Below are 17792 nucleotides of genomic sequence, written 5' to 3' on the forward strand. Positions count from 1 at the left end.
CGATCTGGGCAGATTCGGCCAGTGGAGATATTTGTTCGGGAAAGTACGAGAGATGGACGGAAAACGGCGGTGGTTTGGCCGCGGCACAGAGGGGCCTGTGCTGGGCTTGGTAGTGGCAGTCGCTTTGACGGCTATATTTGCATCGTTCGAGACCGGGCCGGACTCCCGGCAGACGGCGGGCCTGGACCTGCCCAGCATCAGTCCTGTGGACTCGGCGCGCGCCCAGGAAGCGGACGCGGCCAGCGCAAGCGGAGAGCCCGCCATTGATACGGCACGTCAGACGGCAAGCCGCAGTCATGAAGACGGGCTTCCCGACCTGACGGATCCCGATTTCAGGAACATCGAAGTTGTTGCTCCGGCCAGCACCAAGGACCTCAAGAACAATTTCGAACGCATCGACTACCGCCTCTCGGATGTGCGGGAAGGCCATGCGGAAGTTCCCCGTGTCTATGTGACCGGCCTGCCGCGCGATCTCGATGAACTTCACTCGGTGGACGACAAGAAGCGCGCCTTCATCCGCAGTATCCTGCCGCTTGTGTTGCTGGCCAACCAGGAGATCGAGCAGAAACGGGCGCACATGCTGGCCCTGCTTGAAAAGCGCACGGATGGCGAAAGCCTGAGTGTCGGAGAACACTCCTGGCTTGACGAACTGGGCGAACAGTATGGTGTCGAAGACAGCAACCCCGAGGCTCTGAAACGCCGTGTGGATGTCATTCCCGTAAGTCTGGCCCTGGCCCAGGCCATCGTGGAAAGCGGCTGGGGTACGTCCCGTTTTGCCCAGGAAGGAAATGCCATCTTCGGGCAACGCACCTGGGGCAAGAGCTCCGAAGCACTTGTACCGAAAGCCGACCGTTCGGTCCGTGTCCAGGCTTTCGAGGATCTGATGGCATCCGTGCGCTCCTACATGCACAACCTGAACACCCATCCAGCCTACAGAAACTTCCGACACCAACGCGCCGAGGCCGTGGCGCGCAAGGATACGCTCGACGGCTATGACCTGGCCGCAAACCTCGAGCAATACGCCGAAATCAACAATTATGTCGGAAAGCTACGCGGCCTGATCCGAACCAATGACCTGCGTGCGCTGGAAACAGCGCGGCTGGATGACAGCAGCAGCTTCTATGCCCGCCTGCGCGCATTTGAAACCCGCCGCTGAGCACGAAATCTGGCTCCCGACGTCATCTGCTTAGCCTTCGGGCACCAGGAACTGCTGGCCAAACCATCGCCAGCGTCCGTTTCCGGCCGGCAGGGTGCAATTCAAGCGCGTGCGACCTTCGGCCAGAGGACCGGAAAAGCGCAGCTCGACACGACGTTCGAGCCGTTCCAGCTTAACCTCGGGACCACTGCTGTAGCATGACAATTGATCCAGCGCGCCGGCTGCTTCGTCGACCGTGAAGCCGGCAACAGGGGGGTTGTCCTGTTCGCTGACCAGTGGATTCTCGGGCGTCACGTCCCGGACCGGAAGTGGCAGGGCGTTGACGATCGTGTCCAGTCGTTCCGGGTCGCTGAATCTCTCATTCAACGCAAAGCGCGGCAGATTGAAACGATTCAGCGTTACGCCGATTGCACCCGAGTGCTGGCCGAAGGCGGCCGTGAAGCCGGAGGCCGCAACCAGTTCCTGCACGGCGGTGGAACTCTCGCCATAGGGATAGGCGAAGAGTTCCGGCACCTGACCCAGCTCCTTCTTGAAGCGTGCGTTGGCACGCCGGATTTCCTCTTCGTTCCGTTCCAGGCTTTCCTGGGGCATGCTGGGGTGTGAGGCGGTCTGGTGGCCGATGGTGACCAGGTCGGACTCAGCCATCTCGCGCAGTTCATCCCAGGTCATGTAGGGAGCCGTTTCCCGGTCCAGGACGTCGGTCGCCACGAAGAGTGTGACAGGGAAACCGGCTTCCTCGAGCCTTGGCCAAGCTTCGGTGTAAACCGAGCGATAGGCATCGTCGATGGAAATGGCCACGGCATGTGAAGGCAGGGGCATTTCCGAATCCAGCGCCGAAACGATCTCCGGCAAGGCCATGACTTCATAAGGACCGCTTTCCAACTTCTCCAACTGCGCCTCGAACTGCTCGAGGGTTACGTTGGTGCTGGGATAGTCACTTTCCCCAAAGCGATGGTACATCAGCACGATCGCGCCCTTGTCCAGCTCGGATTCGCTGACCTCTGCGACCACCGGAGAAAGGGCGCAAAGCGCAAGGCCCAGGCCAAGTGCAGCCGACAGGCAAGCCACCTTTGATCGGACAGGTCCTGATTCACGCGCGTGCTTCATGATCGCAAAGCCCCCCTCTGGGCACGGCCGAACGAAAGTCCGTTCAATCCATGGGCCATTGTTTCAGTCTTCAAACTACGTCAGTGGCCAACGCAGCGACAAGCCTTCAAAGGTAAAACTTGCCCTTTTCCAGCGGTGGCACCACGTGCCCCTGTAACGACAAGACCCCTGTCACCAGGTGACAGAGCTGCAGCAGCGTGAAAGGAGACGGAAAGGTGAACGAAAATATGGATGCCAAGACTCTCCCCGAACAGAAAAGTCTCGATCAGAACGCCCTGGACCGGATCTTTCTGCAGGCGCGCACCCATAATGCCTGGCAGGAGCGGCCCGTTCCCGACAGCCTGCTGCGACGTCTCTGGGAAACGGCGCGCATGGGGCCGACCAGCGCCAACTGTCTGCCCATGCGCCTTGTCTTCGTGAAGTCCGAGGAAGCCAAGGAACAACTGCGCCCGCACCTGTCCAAGGGGAATGTGGAGAAAACGATGAAAGCCCCGGTCACGGCCATCATAGGCTATGACACGGAATTTCATGAGCAGCTGCCCCGCCTCTTCCCCCATGCGGATGCCCGCTCCTGGTTCGCCGGGGAAGCAAAGCAACAGGCCCGTGAAGAGAATGCCTTTCGCAACGGCAGCCTGCAGGGCGCCTACCTGATCATCGCGGCACGTGCTCTGGGACTGGGTTGCGGCCCCATGTCCGGTTTCAGCAACCAAGGGGTGGACAAGACCTTTTTTGCCGGTACGACAGTACGCTCGAACTTTCTCTGCAACTTGGGCTACGGCGATCCATCCGTCCTGCACGATCGACTGCCGCGCCTTGAATTCGACGAGGCCTGCCGCATCACATGACCGCTTCGACGTCCTCTTCCGCTGTCGTTCTGGCCATAGACACATCGGGCTCCGCCGGGTCGGCTGCCGTGGCCCACGCCGGCCAAATAACTGCCTCCCGATTCGAGACACGCGCACGGGGTCATGCCGAACGCCTCCTGCCCATGATTGCCGAGATCCTGGAAGAAGCCGAAACGGCCTATCATGACATAAGCGCATTGGCCGTGACCGTCGGACCTGGCAGCTTCACTGGTGTGCGCGTCGGGCTTTCCACGGCCCGGGCCCTGGCCCTTGGTCTGGGCTGCCCTCTCTTGTGTCTGGACAGCTTCACCCTGCTGGCCGAACAGGCGCGGGAGGCAGGACATGACCGGCCCCTCGGCGAATCCCCACTGTCGGTCCTGATCGACAGCCGGCGGCAGGACGTCTTCCTGCGCAGCTATGCGTCAAGCGGCCCCCCCCTGGGACCGCCGGTCAGTTGTACGACAGAGGAATTGGCGTCCCAGCTTCCAGTGGGAAGCCCCTGGCTCGTCGGAGATGCTGCGGAGCGCGTGTCCAGCCTGCCCGGCCTGGAAGGCTCTGAGCACCGGATCCTGTCTTCGATACGGCACTGTGATGCGCGCACGCTTGCGCGTTGGGCCAGCCGTCCGCTTGCTCGGCAACAGAGTTTGCCGGCAGCCCCCCTCTACCTGCGCGCACCGGATGTCACCTTGCCCAGGAAAGCCGCGGTGGAATGACCCCTGTCTCCAATATCCAGGCCCCCTCCTTCCGCATAGTTTCCGGTCAGGAAGCGGACCTTCCGGAGCTGGAAACCGCGCACCAGGACTGCTTTCCGGAAGACGCCTGGAGCCAGGACACCCTGCAGGGACTTCTGACATTGCCGGGATACCACCTGCGCCTCTCGATGCCACAAGGCACCGAAGACAGAAGACTGTCCGGCTTCTGCCTGTTCCGCACAGCTGCGGACGAAGCCGAGATCATCACACTGGGCGTGATCCCATCGGCGCGTAGACGCGGATTGGCCAGGGCCTTGCTGCAGGATTTTACCGACCAAGCCTGCCTGGCCGGCGCCCGGCATCTGTTTCTGGAAGTAGCCGAAGACAATGGATCCGCTGTCGCCCTCTATCAGCATGCGGGATTTGCTGTAAGCGGTCGGCGACCGGGGTATTACGATCACGGGCGGACACAACCAGTGGACGCCCTGATTATGGAGTATCATCTTTATTAGTTTGTCATTTCTTGCCACAATTCTTCTTGATTGCACAGCGTCGCCCTTTTCCACGGGCTGAACAAATCACTTCTATATGTGGCAAAAACGCGCAAATAGAAAAATACTTGCTGCGACAGAAATGCGTATTGTCATCCAAGAGAAAAATTATATATAAAGGCTCGAAACAGTTTAAGAGAAAGAGCGATGAGCGAAGAGCCAAAAATCAGCGAACTATTATCACTGACCAGCAACATAGTCGCAGCCCACGTCTCCAATAATGCCGTAGCGCCTGCAGATGTGCCCGGCTTGATTCGTGAGGTCTATTCGACCCTGGCAAATGTTGGCCAGGATGCCGTGAAGGAACCTGAGAAGCCGACACCGGCCGTTCCAATCAAGAAGTCGATTACGCCCGACTATCTGATCTGTCTCGAGGACGGCAAGAAGCTGAAGATGCTCAAGCGGCACCTGAAGACGGCTTACGACATGACGCCGGAAGAGTACCGCGAGAAATGGGGACTGCCGGCCGACTATCCCATGGTTGCTCCGAACTACGCCCGCCAGCGCAGCAAGCTGGCCAAGGATATCGGTCTGGGCAAGCGTGCGAAGTAATCTTCTGCGCCATGTCCATGCAGAGGTTCAGGAAATCCATTGCGTAGCATCCCCCCGTTCCGGCTATAATGCCTGCGGATCAGGGAAAGTTTCGAGAAGGTGATGCCGGAACGTATTGAGCAACTTTGCGCCGAACGCGGGCTGAAAATGACCGAGCAGAGGCGCGTCATCGCACGCGTCCTCTCCCAGGCCACGGATCATCCTGACGTCGAGCAGCTCTACCAGCGCGCCTCAGAGGTGGATCCGCGCATCTCAATTGCGACGGTCTACCGGACCGTCAAGCTGTTCGAGGAATCCGGGATTCTGGAGCGGCATGACTTTGGGGATGGGCGTTCGCGCTACGAAGAGGCGACCGAAGACCATCACGACCATCTGATCGACATGCAGAGCGGTGACGTCATCGAATTCTACAACGAGGAAATCGAGCGTCTGCAGCAGGAAATCGCTCACAAGCTTGGCTATCGCCTGATCGATCATCGCCTGGAACTCTATGCGGTCAAGCTGAAGGATTCGGAAAAGGACGGGCCCATCCAGGAATCCGAGGCACGCGTGAAACGCCGTAGGCAGACGGGCTGACCCGTGGGCCACGCCACAGGGAATAGCCGGGATTCCGCGAACAGGGAAAGCGAAAACATGGAGTTGACAGCGGACGGAATGCCGCGGCCTGTCGATGTTAAGTCCAAGGACCTGCACATTCGATTGGCCGAGACTCCGGACGAGGTTCGGCTTGCACAGCGCCTGCGCTATCAGGTTTTCGTCGAGGAAATGGCGGTCGAGCCCACGGATGAAATGCGCCGTGAGGGCCTGGAATTCGATTCCTATGACCCCTACTGCGATCACCTTCTGGTTTTCGACAACTCGCCCGAGGCACCGCCCCAGAAAGTGATCGCCACCTATCGCTTCATGCGCCGCGCGCAGGCGCAGAAGGCTGGCCAGTTCTACACCCAGGGCGAATATGACATTTCGCCCTTGATGGACTATCCTGGCGAGATCATGGAACTGGGCCGTTCCTGCGTTCATCGCGAGCACCGAACCGGTATCGGCATGCAGGTGCTCTGGCGCGGCATTGCGGCTTATGTCCTGCATTTCAACGTTGACCTGATGTTCGGCTGTGCCAGCCTGTTCGGCACCGATGTGGACAAGCTGGCCCTTCCACTGGCCTATCTGCACCACAACCACACGGCCCCCGAACAGCTGCGCCCGCGCGCTCTGCCCGAGCTCTATACCGACATGAACCTGCTCACCTCGGAGCAGATCGATGCAAAGGCGGCCCTTATGAGCCTGCCGCCCCTGATCAAGGGCTACCTGCGCCTGGGAGGCTGGGTCGGCGACGGCGCCGTGGTCGACCGTTCCTTCGGCACGACCGATGTCTGCGTCGTGGTCAAGACCGATGGCGTCACCGAGAAATATCGCAAGCATCTGACCCGCGATGAGGGCGAGACTCGTCCGGCCTCAGGTGAAGGGCACTGAGGGATGTGAGTACACGGACGGTGAGTGCCACGCCTACTGCTGCCTTGGGATCGCCCCTCCTGTCCCTACGGCGCATTCTGCTGTTTGCGATCTTTACCCTCGTGCTGCTCCCCGTGCAGGCCCTACTGGTCGGGTTGGGCTCGGACAGGGCGCGTGACTTCCCCTACTGGTATCATCGTCAGGTCTGCCGCATCCTGGGCATAGAAGTCCGGCGCCGTGGTCATCAATCCGATGAGTCCCCCACGCTGTACGCCTGCAACCATGTCTCCTACCTGGACATCCCCATCCTGGGCCGCTGCATCAAGGGCAGCTTCATTGCCAAGGCCGAGATCGCGCACTGGCCCTTCTTCAGCTGGCTGGCGAAGCTGCAGCGTTCGGTCTTCGTCGAACGCCGTTCCAGCCGCACGGCGGACCACAGGGACCAGATCGCACGCCGTCTCGAACAGGACGATAACCTGATCCTCTTTCCCGAAGGCACCAGCAGTGACGGCAACCGCGTCCTGCCCTTCAAGTCCGCCCTCTTCTCGGTGGCCGAACGGCGCCCTCACGACCAGCCCTTGACAGTCCAGCCCGTCTCCATCACCTACAGCCATCTCGACGGACTGCCGCTTGGACGGTTCCTGCGGCCCTACTTTGCCTGGTTCGGCGACATGGAACTGCCGGATCATGCATGGCGGGCGCTGGGCCTGGGACGCCTGACCGTCATTGTGGAATTTCATCCACCGGTTACGGTGAAGGACTTCGGCTCACGCAAGGCCCTGGCCCAGCACTGCGAGGCGATGGTATCGGCCGGTGTCATGCGGGCCCTTTCGGGACGCGAACCCGAGGATGAAAGCCCGGAAGAACGGGATGACAGCTTGGAAGACAGCGAGCAGACTCCCGAGGAGGATGCCGGCGTTGTCGCGCGCTGATCTCTGGTGCTAGTGTGTAACCATGGTGGGATCTGAAAACGGCCCCCAAAGAACGATGCGAGTTGGAGTGTGACGAAAGGCCTTTATATCAAGACATACGGCTGTCAGATGAATGTCTATGATTCCGCCCGTATGGCGGATCTGCTGGCGCCGCTTGGCTATGGCGACGTCGCACAGCCCGAGGCAGCCGACCTGATCATCCTGAACACCTGTCACATCCGCGAGAAGGCCAGCGAAAAGGTCTTCTCCGAATTGGGGCGCCTGCGCCACTTCAAGGAACAGGCCGCCGCCGACGGCCGGCAGATGCTGCTGGCTGTTGCCGGATGTGTCGCCCAGGCGGAAGGCGAGGAGATCGTCCGGCGCGCGCCACAAGTGGACATGGTCTTCGGTCCCCAGACCTATCATCGGCTGCCGGAACTGGTGGCCCGCGCCACCGAACACGGCGAACGCGGACTGGTGGATACCGATTTCCCGGTGGACTCCAAGTTTGATTCCCTGCCCGAGGAGCACCTGGGCGACGAAGCGGCGGCTTTCCTGTCCATCCAGGAAGGCTGCGACAAGTTCTGCACATTCTGTGTCGTACCCTACACGCGCGGCGCCGAGTTCTCGCGCCCCGTTTCAGCCGTCGTCGCCGAGGCCGAAAGCTTGGCGCGGCGCGGCGTGCGCGAAATCACCCTGCTGGGGCAGAACGTCAACGCCTATCATGGCGACGGACCCGACGGACGGACCTGGGGTCTTGGCCGACTGTTGCGCCGTCTGGCCGAGATCGAGGGGCTGGAGCGCCTGCGCTACACCACTTCTCATCCGCGAGATGTCGACGACGAACTGATCGCGGCTCACCGTGACGAGCCCAGGATCATGCCCTTCCTGCACCTTCCCGTGCAATCGGGCTCCGATCGCATTCTGGAGGCCATGAATCGCAAGCATACGGCCGATTTCTACTACCGCATCGTTGATCAACTGCGCGAAGCACGGCCTGACCTGGCGCTGTCCTCGGACTTCATCGTCGGATTCCCGGGCGAGCGTGACGAGGATTTTGCCGACACCCTGAAACTGGTGACCGATATCGGCTTCACCCAGGCCTATTCCTTCAAGTACAGCCCCCGTCCGGGTACGCCGGCAGCGGACATCGCGGACCAGGTTCCGGCAGAGGTGGCCTCCGAACGGCTGTCGATCCTGCAGAACCTTCTGAATGAGCAGCAGATGGCCTTCAACCGGGCCCTGGTGGGCCGGCGCCAGCCCATCCTGCTCGAGCGCCCGGGCAAGTACGAGGGCCAGTTGATCGGACGCAGCCCCTACATGACCTCCGTGGTCGTGAATGCGCCCGCGCGGCTGATCGGACAGCTGGTGGAGGCCGACATCCAAGAGGCCCACGCCAACTCCTTGATCGGCGCGGTCGTGACGAGAGAGCCCGGGAACGGCATGGCAGTCGCCCCGACCGAGAGCGCCCCAGCTAGCGAAACGCCAGCCAGCGAAACGAGGGCCACAGCTTGACCAGCGATCCGCTTCAGATCGAATTCGACGACAATTCTCTGCTGCCGCTGCTGTTCGGCCAACACGATGAAAACCTGGTGCGCCTGGAACGCCAGCTGGGCGTCTCGTTGTCCTCGTTCGGGAATCTTGTCACCGTCAGTGGTCCGGAAGATTCCCGCTTGGCGGCCAAGCAGGCACTCCAGGCCCTCTACCAGCGCCTGAAGAAAGGCATGGATGTGGATTCGGCCGAAGTGGACGCCGCAGCGCGCCTGGCAGCCGGACGCAGTGCGGAAGACTCCGAGACCTCGCTGGATGCGATGCACGGCGGGGACTTGAAGCTGATCACGCGCAAGCGTCACGTCACGCCCCGTTCACCAGGCCAGATCGCCTACGTGAAAGCACTGCTGAGCAACGAACTGGTCTTCGGCATCGGCCCCGCCGGTACCGGCAAGACCTATCTGGCCGTGGCCACGGCCGTCAGCTACCTGATGAAAGGCCAGGTCGATCGCATTATCCTCTCCCGTCCGGCGGTGGAGGCCGGCGAACGCCTGGGATTCCTGCCCGGCGACATGAAGGAGAAGGTCGATCCCTATCTGCGTCCCCTCTACGACGCCCTGCATGACCTGATGCCTGGCGACCAGGTGGCGCGTCGCATGGAAACGGGCGAAATCGAAATTGCCCCCCTGGCCTTCATGCGCGGACGCACGCTGTCCAATGCCTTTGTCATCCTGGACGAGGCCCAGAACAGCACGCCCGTGCAGATGAAGATGTTCCTGACCCGCCTGGGCGAGAATGGTCGCATGGTGGTTACCGGCGACCTCAGCCAGGTGGACCTGCCGCGCGGCCAGCCTTCGGGACTGCGCGATGCGGCCTATCTGCTGGCAAAGCTTGACGGGGTCGGCTTCGTCCAGTTCACGGATACGGACGTGGTTCGCCATCCCCTGGTCACGCGGATCGTACGCGCCTATGAAAACCGGGATGCCAAAGGCACGCGGGAGAAGGATCTTTTCGAAAGCTCACCCCCGGGCCAGAAGGTCGAGGAGTCATGAGCGACGAGCCTCCAAGTCCCTCGGGACTGACCGAATACACCCGAGACATCGACATCATCCATGAAAGCGAAGCCTGGCTGGCGGCCCTGCCGGAGGCGGATTCGCTGCTGCACGAAACAGTCCTCATGGGCCTGCGCGGGCTGGAGGAGAATATTGAGGTCTGTGTCGTCCTGGCGGACGACCCGCTCCTGCATGACCTGAATCGGAATTTCCGCGGCAAGGACCGGCCCACCAACGTCCTCTCCTTCCCCAGCGATGATCTCTTGCCCGATGGCATGCGCCTGCTGGGCGATGTCGTTCTATCCTACGACAGCTGCGCGCGTGAAGCGCGCGCGCAGGGCAAGACACTGCGCGATCATACGCGTCACCTGACCCTGCATGGTGTGCTTCACCTGCTGGGTCATGATCACGAAGAGGCGGAAGACGCCGAGGAAATGGAAAGACTGGAGGTAGAACTGCTCGCCGAGTTGGGCGTTGCCGATCCCTATGCGGAAGCGGCAGGCGCACCGGCGGGAAAAGGCGGACCATGAGTGGACAAGAAACGACTTCAAGCCTGTCAGACGACACAACGAACGGCTCCAACGGCTCCTCTGACGAGTCCAGTGGCCTTACACGTGCCCTCGGCTGGATCATGGCGCGGCTACGCGGACGCAACGGCGAATCCCAGCAGTTGCGCGATACCCTGGAAGAGATCATAGGGGAGATCGACGAGAACGACGAGGAGGCCAACTCGCCGATCAGCGGTCATGAGCGCATGCTCCTGACCAACGTCTTCAAGCTGCGCCACCTGACCGCCTATGACGTGATGGTTCCGCGCGCCGACATCGTGGCCGCACCGCTCGAAACCGGCTATGACGAACTGGTCGAGATCCATGCCGAGGCCGGGCACAGCCGCCTTCCCGTCTTTCGCGATTCCCTCGATGACGTGGTCGGCATGGTGCATATCAAGGACGTGATCACGGGCACGCGCGACAAGTCGCGCTTCCGCCTGGCCAACATTCTGCGTCCCATCGAGTTCGTGGCTCCCTCTATGCGCGTTCTCGACCTCCTGCTCGACATGCGCGTCAAGCGCAGCCACATGGCCCTGGTGGTCGATGAATTCGGCGGCATCGACGGCCTGATCACCATCGAGGACCTGGTCGAGGAAATCGTCGGCGAGATCGACGACGAGCACGACGAACAGGAAGCACCCAAGATGACCTGGCGCCAGGACGGCGCATTGGTTGCCGATGCCCGGACCCCCATCGAGGATTTCGAGGAAGAAGTGGGCGCGGTCCTGTCCGAGGACGAGCGCGAGGAGGACATCGATACCCTGGGCGGGCTGGTTTTCTACCTGGCCGGACGGGTCCCTGCACGCGGGGAGCTGATCCACCACGCCGCCTCGGGAATCACCTTCGAGGTGCTGCAGGCCGATCTGAGACGTGTCCGCCGGCTTCGTGTCCGCGACCTACCCAACAAGCAGCCAGGAGCGGACACGGACTCGTGAACAACGACGCCCCGACACACAGCCGACAGACCTCCATCGGCTGGCTGGACAGCTGCGCGCAAGGCCTGCGAAACCTGACCGGCTGGCGGCGGAGCTTGCTGGCCATACTCCTCGGTGCGCTCTCTGCGACTGCCTTTGCACCTCTGCACCTGGTCCTACTGCTTGTTCCGGCCTACAGCGGCCTGCTCTGGCTGCTCGACGGGGCACAGCGCGATCGCCAGGCCTTCCTGATTGGCTGGAGCTTCGGGTTCGGCCAGTTCATCGCCGGCCTCTACTGGATCGGCATCGCAATGACTGTGGACCTGGCCAAGTTCGGTTGGTTCATGCCCGTTTCCGTGGGCGGCCTCTCGGCTGGACTCGCCCTCTTCCCGGCATTGGCAATCTGGGCCACCTGGCGTTTCGGCGGCCGCGGAACGAGCCGCCTCCTGTTCCTGGCTGCCGCCTGGCTGGCCGCGGAGTTCCTGCGCTCTGTCCTGCTGACTGGCTTTCCCTGGAACTTGCTGGGATCCGTATGGACCTTCAGTGCGGTTCCTCTCCAGGGTGCAGCGCTTCTGGGCGTATGGGGGCTGTCCGCTTTGACGCTGCTGGCGGCTGCAGCCCCGGCACTTCTGGCCGGCCCCGCGCGTTCACCCCGAGGAGGCCGGGCCCTGCTGGCGACCTTCGGCGCCATTCTCCTGCTTTGGGTGGGCGGCTTCCTTCGCCTGCAGGCCGCGCCCGAACCGGGCAGCGAGATGCAGCCCGAAAGCCAGTTACGCCTCGTCCAGCCCAGCATCTCGCAGCAGGACAAGTGGCGTGCCGACCGTCGCGAGGATAACCTGCTGCAACACATGCGCATGTCCATGGCCCAGTCCGGTCAGAACATAACTCACTACCTCTGGCCCGAAACGGCCGCACCATATTATCTCAATCGACAATCCCAGGTTCTGTCCGCCCTGCAGGACATCCTTCCCGAGGGTGGAGCCCTGCTGACCGGAGCCATGGCCCTGGACGGGTCGGAAGACGCTCAGGAGCTCTACAATTCGATCTTCGTCATAACGCCCGAGCAGGGAATCACCGAACGCTTCGACAAGTTCCATCTGGTTCCCTTCGGCGAGTACGTGCCCCTGCGCAGCTTGATCGACATGACTAAGATCACGGAAGGCACCATGGACTTCTCGGCTGGACCGGGCCCCGCCATTCTGGAAGCGCCTGGCCTGCCACCGGCGGCACCTCTGGTCTGCTATGAGGTGATCTTCTCCGGCCGTGTCGTCGATCCCGATTCGCCGCGGCCCGAATGGATATTCAATGTGACCAACGATGCCTGGTTCGGACAGTCCTCAGGTCCCTATCAGCACCTTGCTGCAGCGCGCCTGCGTGCCGTGGAGGAGGGGCTGCCGCTTTTGCGGGCCGCCAACAATGGCATTTCCGCCGTGATCGACCCCTATGGCCGGATATTACAGCGCCTTCCGTTGAATGCCGTGGGTGTCATCGACACGCAACTGCCGCGCCCTGTCGAGACTCCGCCTCCCTACGCACAGCTTGGGCGCTGGTCAGTCGCCATTCTGGTCGTTCTGCTGCTCGGGGCCAGCCTGGCATTTCGCCAGCGGGGCGCGAAAAGCTGACCAAAACCCAGCCGTAACGCCTTGAGAACGTTTCATTTTTGACACAGGATTGAACCCGATTCCCCCTGTCTTCAACCATGCCGTCAGGTTGACGGCCTCTTTGCTTCTGTAATATCCAAAGCGCTCTTCGAAGCTGCAAAGGTGCAAGCAGATGATGGCTGGAGGAAACATGGCGCGACGCGAAACCGGACAGCGCGGGCGCGGAAGCGGTCGTCCCAACCCTGTCGATATTCATGTGGGGACCAAAGTACGCGAACGCCGGACCCTGCTTGGATTGAGCCAGGAAAAACTGGGGGAGGCCCTTGGCCTGACCTTTCAGCAGGTTCAGAAGTACGAACGCGGCACCAACAGGGTCAGCGCCAGCCGGCTCTACGATCTCTGCCATGTACTTGATACCGACATGAACTACTTCTTCGAGGATCTGCCCGAAGAGGTTGCCAGCCAGGCGCCGAACAAGGCTGGCGGCTTGCCCGATAGCGCCCAGCAGGACAACGGCAAGGACGATCCTCTGAACAAGCGCGAGACGCTGGAATTGGTGCGGGCCTATTACCGCATTCAGGACCCCGAATTGCGCCGCCGCCTGTTCGAGATGACCAAGGCCCTGGGAAGCCTGAAAGACAAGAACGGGAACTGACGTTCCAGCGTCTTTTTTGCTTGTCCCCCTGCTCCGGACTCGGCAGATTCGTGCGCCGTGAGGCTCCTTCGACAGGAACCGTTTCAAGAGCATCAGCAGGCAGAGCGAGACGTGGAACACGGCAATTATCTCTTTACCAGCGAATCGGTATCGGAAGGTCATCCGGACAAGGTCTGCGACCGCGTTTCCGACGCCATTGTCGATGCCTTCCTGTCCCAGGATCCCCATGCGCGCGTCGCCCTGGAAACCCTGGCCACGACCAACCGGATCGTGCTTGCCGGCGAAGTGCGCGGTCCGGAGTCCATTACGCCGGCTGTCATGGAGGACATTGCCCGGAAGGCGGTGAAGGATATCGGCTATGACCAGGAGGGCTTCAGCTGGAAGGATCTGGTGGTCGAAGTACTGGTTCACCAGCAATCGTCTGACATCGCCGCAGGCGTGGATGCAGCCGGGAACAAGGATGAAGGCGCTGGCGACCAGGGCATCATGTTCGGCTTCGCCTGCAACGAGACCGACAGTCTGATGCCGGCACCGATCCACTTCGCGCATTCCGTCCTGCGATCCCTTGCTGAGGCACGCCATTCGGGCGCGGAACCGAAACTGGGGCCCGACGCCAAGAGCCAGGTGACGCTCCAGTACGAGAACGGCCAACCCGCCCGCACCACATCCATCGTGCTTTCCACCCAGCATGACGAAAGCCTGACGCAGGATGAAGTGCGCCGGATCGTGCGCCCGCATGTGGTCAACTGCCTGCCCGAGGGCTGGATGTGCCCGGAAGACGAGTTCTACGTGAACCCAACCGGGCGCTTCGTCATCGGCGGCCCGGACGGGGACTGCGGCCTGACGGGCCGCAAGATCATCGTCGACACCTATGGCGGCGCCGCCCCGCACGGCGGCGGGGCCTTCTCAGGGAAGGACCCGACCAAGGTCGACCGCTCGGCAGCCTATGCCGCACGCTACCTTGCCAAGAACGTCGTGGCCGCCGGCCTGGCCGACCGCTGCCTTCTGCAGCTGTCCTATGCCATCGGCGTCTCCCGTCCTCTGAGTGTCTACATTCACACCGACGGAACGGCCCGGGTGGACACGGCAAGGCTCGAGAAGGTCCTGCGCGAGCTGATGGATCTTTCGCCGCGAGGCATCCGTGAGCACCTGAACCTGAACAGACCAATCTACGCCCGCACGGCGGCCTATGGACATTTCGGGCGGCCGGCCGAGGCGGATGGCGGTTTCTCCTGGGAACGCCTGGATCTGGTCGAGGACCTGAAATCCGCCTTCAACGCTTGAGTCCGGACATGTCCAGTCAGGAAAGCCAGCGCAAGGTCTATGGCCGGCGCGTAGGGCGGCCGCTTCGCGAAGGTCTGCGCCGCTTGATCGAGCAGGAACTTCCCGCGCGCGCCATACCCCTTCCGGACAATCCCGGGCAAACACTCGATCCACAGTCTTTCTTCACACGCAAACCTGACGGAATCTGGCTCGAAATCGGGTTCGGCGGCGGTGAACACCTTGCGGCCCAGGCCGAAGCCTACCCCGGAGTGGGCATGATCGGTGTCGAATTCTTTCGCAATGGCATTGCCGCTCTTCTGCGCGAGTGCCGTGAGCGCAATCTGGACAATGTGCGCATCCTGGAAGATGACGCCCGGCTGCTGCTGGACCACCTGCCGGATGATTGCCTGGACCGGGCCTACCTGCTGTTCCCGGACCCCTGGCCCAAGACACGTCACCACAAGCGGCGCTTTATACAGCCGCAAACGCTGGATGCCCTGGCCAGGGCCCTGAAGCCGGGTGCCGAATTCCGGCTGGCCAGCGACGATCCCGGCTATCAGGTCTGGATGCTGCGCCACATGATGGATCATGCCGCCTTCGAGTGGACCGCACGGCGTCCGCAGGACTGGCAGCAGCGCTCTCGGGACTGGCCGGCAACCCGCTATGAGGAAAAAGCGATTGCCCAGGGGCGCCAGCCGATCTTCCTGAAATTCCGGCGGCGCTAGACAGCGCATCAAAAGGCTTGAAAAAAGCCGTCGAGAGTCCTAGTTTCCGCCTATGCCATAGGGTACAACCTGACTGTTAAGTCGGTTGCGCCACAAAAAAATGGTGGGCCCGCGGCCCGCCTTTTTTTATTAGACCGCACGGGCTTGTGCGGAGGAGACAGCCGAACCGTGCCAGAGCATTCGAATGACAACGGGACAGCCGTTCCCGAGTTGGCGCGGACCAGCGAGGGAAAGGCGGCAGAGGTCGAACGTATCATTGCCCCCTCCGTAGAGGACATGGGCTTCGAAATCGTGCGCGTCCAGTTGAGTGGCGGCGAGGGTCGCCCGGTCCTGCAGATCATGGCCGAACGGCCCGATGGCAGCATGGGTGTGGACGACTGTGCCGAACTCAGCCGGACGGTTTCGGCCCTGCTGGACGTTGAGGATCCGATTGCGGGGGGCTACGAGCTGGAAGTCTCCTCGCCGGGTCTTGACCGGCCTCTGACCCGGCTCAAGGACTACGAGCGCTACGCCGGGTTCGAGGCCAAGCTGGAACTCGAGGTGCCGCACAACGGCCGCAAGCGCTGGCGGGGACGCCTGCGCGGGCTGGAGAACACGACCGTTCTGCTTCAGGCAAGCGAGACGGGCGAAATTGAGCGCTTGGCCTTTGGCGATATCGCCAAGGGCAAGCTGGTGCTGACTGACGACCTCCTTGCCGCGATGCAGGACGGATCGAACAGGAATAGGGATTGAACCAGATGGAATCGACGACCCTCCATCGTACGGAACTGCTTCAGGTGGCCGATGCTGTTGCCCGGGAAAAGGGCATCGAGGCCGATGAAGTGCTGCAGGCCATGGAGCAGGCCATTCAGAAGGCCGGGCGCGCCAAGTATGGCCAGGAGCACGACATCCGTGCCGAGATCGACCGCAAGTCAGGCGAGGTCAAGCTGCGCCGCTGTCACACAGTCGCCGATCCCGTCGAGAACGAGTTCACCGAGATCGACCTTGAGGAGGCCCGCGCCCGCGAGCCGGAAGCTCAACTCGGCGATGTACTCAGCGAGGAACTGCCGCCCATCGACATGGGGCGCATTGCCGCCCAGACCGCCAAGCAGGTGATCGTGCAGCGCGTCCGGGATGCGGAGCGTGCGCGCCAGTACGAGGAATACAAGAACCGCGTCGGCGAAATCGTCCACGGCATCGTCAAGCGCAACGAATTCGGCAACGTCACGGTCGATCTGGGCCGCGCCGAATCGATGCTGCGGCGTGACGAGACCCTGCCCCGCGAATCCCTGCGCAACGGCGACCGCGTGCGCGCCTATATCTATGACGTGCGCGAGGAACAGCGCGGGCCGCAGATCTTCCTGTCGCGCACCCATCCGCAGTTCATGGCCAAGCTGTTCACACAGGAAGTGCCCGAGATCTACGACGGCATCATCGAAATCAAGTCGGTGGCACGTGATCCCGGCAGCCGCGCAAAGATCGCCGTGATCAGTCATGACACTTCCATCGACCCGGTGGGCGCCTGCGTCGGCATGCGCGGCAGCCGTGTCCAGGCCGTGGTGGGCGAGCTGCAGGGCGAGAAGATCGACATCATTCCCTGGTCACCCGACCCGGCAACCTTCGTGGTGAACGCCCTGGCGCCGGCCGAGGTCAGCAAGGTCGTGCTCGACGAGGAGCAGGGCCGCATCGAAGTCGTGGTTCCCGACGACCAGCTGTCTCTGGCCATCGGACGGCGCGGCCAGAATGTCCGCCTGGCCACCCAGCTGACCGGCTGGGATATCGACATCATGACCGAGGAAGAGGAAAGCCAGCGCCGCCAGGAAGAGTTCCACCAGCGTTCCCAGGGCTTCATCGATGCCCTCGACGTGGACGAGGTGATTGCCCATCTTCTGGTGGCAGAAGGCTTCACATCGGTCGACCAGGTGGCCTATGTGCCCATCGAGGAATTGACCGAGATAGAAGGCTTTGACGAAGAGGTCGCCGAAGAGTTGCGTCAGCGCGCGCAGACGGCTCTGAACGAGCAGGAGCGCAGCTACGAAGAGGCCCGCAAGGCCGCTGGTGTCAGCGACGACATCGTGAACATCGAGGGCATGACTCCGGCCATGGCGGCCCGCCTCGGTGAGGCGGAGATCCGGACGCTGGACGACCTGGGCGACCTGGCCGGCGATGAATTGATCGAACTTTTGGGCGACCTGGCCCCGGACGAGGAGACCGCGAACGCTATCATCATGGCGGCCCGCGCCCACTGGTTCGAGGATGAGGCCGGCACAGAGGAAACGGTGAAAGAGGAGTAAGCCT

Annotated in this window: 19 protein-coding genes; 18 read left to right on the forward strand and 1 reads right to left on the reverse strand. The window is 62.0% G+C overall.

Annotation, left to right across the window (positions count from 1 at the left end; all coding sequences use genetic code 11):
• The first annotated feature begins 52 nt into the window (after positions 1-52).
• Positions 53-1156, forward strand: a complete 1104-nt coding sequence (locus G502_RS18840; RefSeq protein ID WP_051152054.1) for a glucosaminidase domain-containing protein — start codon at positions 53-55, stop codon at positions 1154-1156.
• 30 nt (positions 1157-1186) lie between these two features.
• Here the strand turns inward: G502_RS18840 and G502_RS0105770 are convergent, their stop codons facing one another.
• The gene (locus G502_RS0105770; RefSeq protein ID WP_081649701.1) at positions 1187-2263 is read right to left on the reverse strand and encodes a polysaccharide deacetylase family protein; all 1077 of its coding nucleotides are present in this window, start codon (positions 2261-2263) and stop codon (positions 1187-1189) included.
• A gap of 215 nt (positions 2264-2478) precedes the next feature.
• On the opposite strand from G502_RS0105770, the gene G502_RS0105775 reads away from it, so the two are divergent.
• The 17 genes from G502_RS0105775 to nusA all read left to right on the forward strand — a co-directional run bounded on the left by G502_RS0105775 (position 2479) and on the right by nusA (position 17788).
• Positions 2479-3108 (forward strand): malonic semialdehyde reductase, encoded by a 630-nt coding sequence (locus G502_RS0105775; protein ID WP_437123808.1) that lies wholly within the window; start codon positions 2479-2481, stop codon positions 3106-3108.
• Positions 3105-3821, forward strand: coding sequence for a tRNA (adenosine(37)-N6)-threonylcarbamoyltransferase complex dimerization subunit type 1 TsaB (gene tsaB / locus G502_RS0105780; RefSeq protein ID WP_022727712.1), 717 nt, complete (start codon positions 3105-3107; stop codon positions 3819-3821). Before G502_RS0105775 ends, tsaB begins: the two co-directional genes overlap by 4 nt.
• Positions 3818-4312: a GNAT family N-acetyltransferase gene (locus G502_RS0105785; protein WP_022727713.1), complete on the forward strand. Its 495-nt coding sequence runs from the start codon at positions 3818-3820 to the stop codon at positions 4310-4312. The genes tsaB and G502_RS0105785 overlap by 4 nt, the downstream gene beginning before the upstream one ends.
• Positions 4313-4498: 186 nt before the next feature.
• Positions 4499-4903: a Ros/MucR family transcriptional regulator gene (locus G502_RS0105790; protein ID WP_022727714.1), complete on the forward strand. Its 405-nt coding sequence runs from the start codon at positions 4499-4501 to the stop codon at positions 4901-4903.
• Positions 4904-5005: 102 nt separating this feature from the next.
• A complete protein-coding gene (locus tag G502_RS18845) occupies positions 5006-5479 on the forward strand; it encodes a Fur family transcriptional regulator (protein WP_022727715.1) in 474 nt (157 codons plus the stop codon).
• A gap of 57 nt (positions 5480-5536) precedes the next feature.
• On the forward strand, positions 5537-6373 hold the full coding sequence (locus G502_RS18850) for a GNAT family N-acetyltransferase (protein ID WP_022727716.1): 837 nt from the start codon (positions 5537-5539) through the stop codon (positions 6371-6373).
• Positions 6374-6393: 20 nt separating this feature from the next.
• Complete coding sequence (locus tag G502_RS18855) at positions 6394-7284, forward strand: lysophospholipid acyltransferase family protein (RefSeq protein ID WP_245560724.1); 891 nt, start codon at positions 6394-6396, stop codon at positions 7282-7284.
• Positions 7285-7353: 69 nt separating this feature from the next.
• Positions 7354-8778, forward strand: a complete 1425-nt coding sequence (gene miaB, locus G502_RS18860) for a tRNA (N6-isopentenyl adenosine(37)-C2)-methylthiotransferase MiaB (protein ID WP_051152058.1) — start codon at positions 7354-7356, stop codon at positions 8776-8778.
• Positions 8775-9806: a PhoH family protein gene (locus G502_RS18865; protein ID WP_022727719.1), complete on the forward strand. Its 1032-nt coding sequence runs from the start codon at positions 8775-8777 to the stop codon at positions 9804-9806. Before miaB ends, G502_RS18865 begins: the two co-directional genes overlap by 4 nt.
• Positions 9803-10336, forward strand: coding sequence for an rRNA maturation RNase YbeY (ybeY, locus tag G502_RS0105820; RefSeq protein WP_022727720.1), 534 nt, complete (start codon positions 9803-9805; stop codon positions 10334-10336). Before G502_RS18865 ends, ybeY begins: the two co-directional genes overlap by 4 nt.
• The gene (locus tag G502_RS18870) at positions 10333-11292 is read left to right on the forward strand and encodes a hemolysin family protein (RefSeq protein WP_022727721.1); all 960 of its coding nucleotides are present in this window, start codon (positions 10333-10335) and stop codon (positions 11290-11292) included. Before ybeY ends, G502_RS18870 begins: the two co-directional genes overlap by 4 nt.
• Positions 11289-12893: an apolipoprotein N-acyltransferase gene (gene lnt / locus G502_RS18875; protein ID WP_022727722.1), complete on the forward strand. Its 1605-nt coding sequence runs from the start codon at positions 11289-11291 to the stop codon at positions 12891-12893. Before G502_RS18870 ends, lnt begins: the two co-directional genes overlap by 4 nt.
• A 169-nt stretch (positions 12894-13062) precedes the next feature.
• Positions 13063-13527 (forward strand): helix-turn-helix domain-containing protein, encoded by a 465-nt coding sequence (locus G502_RS0105835; protein ID WP_026989120.1) that lies wholly within the window; start codon positions 13063-13065, stop codon positions 13525-13527.
• A gap of 111 nt (positions 13528-13638) precedes the next feature.
• Positions 13639-14811, forward strand: coding sequence for a methionine adenosyltransferase (metK, locus tag G502_RS0105840; protein WP_022727724.1), 1173 nt, complete (start codon positions 13639-13641; stop codon positions 14809-14811).
• Positions 14812-14819: 8 nt separating this feature from the next.
• Positions 14820-15515 carry a tRNA (guanosine(46)-N7)-methyltransferase TrmB gene (trmB, locus tag G502_RS0105845; protein ID WP_022727725.1) on the forward strand — a complete coding sequence of 232 codons (696 nt, stop codon included), beginning with the start codon at positions 14820-14822 and terminating at the stop codon, positions 15513-15515.
• Between the two features lie 168 nt (positions 15516-15683).
• Complete coding sequence (rimP, locus tag G502_RS0105850) at positions 15684-16247, forward strand: ribosome maturation factor RimP (RefSeq protein WP_022727726.1); 564 nt, start codon at positions 15684-15686, stop codon at positions 16245-16247.
• A gap of 5 nt (positions 16248-16252) precedes the next feature.
• The gene (gene nusA / locus G502_RS0105855; protein WP_026989122.1) at positions 16253-17788 is read left to right on the forward strand and encodes a transcription termination factor NusA; all 1536 of its coding nucleotides are present in this window, start codon (positions 16253-16255) and stop codon (positions 17786-17788) included.
• Positions 17789-17792: the final 4 nt, after the last annotated feature.

Origin of the sequence: Fodinicurvata sediminis DSM 21159 (assembly GCF_000420625.1) — a bacterium.
Lineage (GTDB): Bacteria > Pseudomonadota > Alphaproteobacteria > Kiloniellales > DSM-21159 > Fodinicurvata > Fodinicurvata sediminis.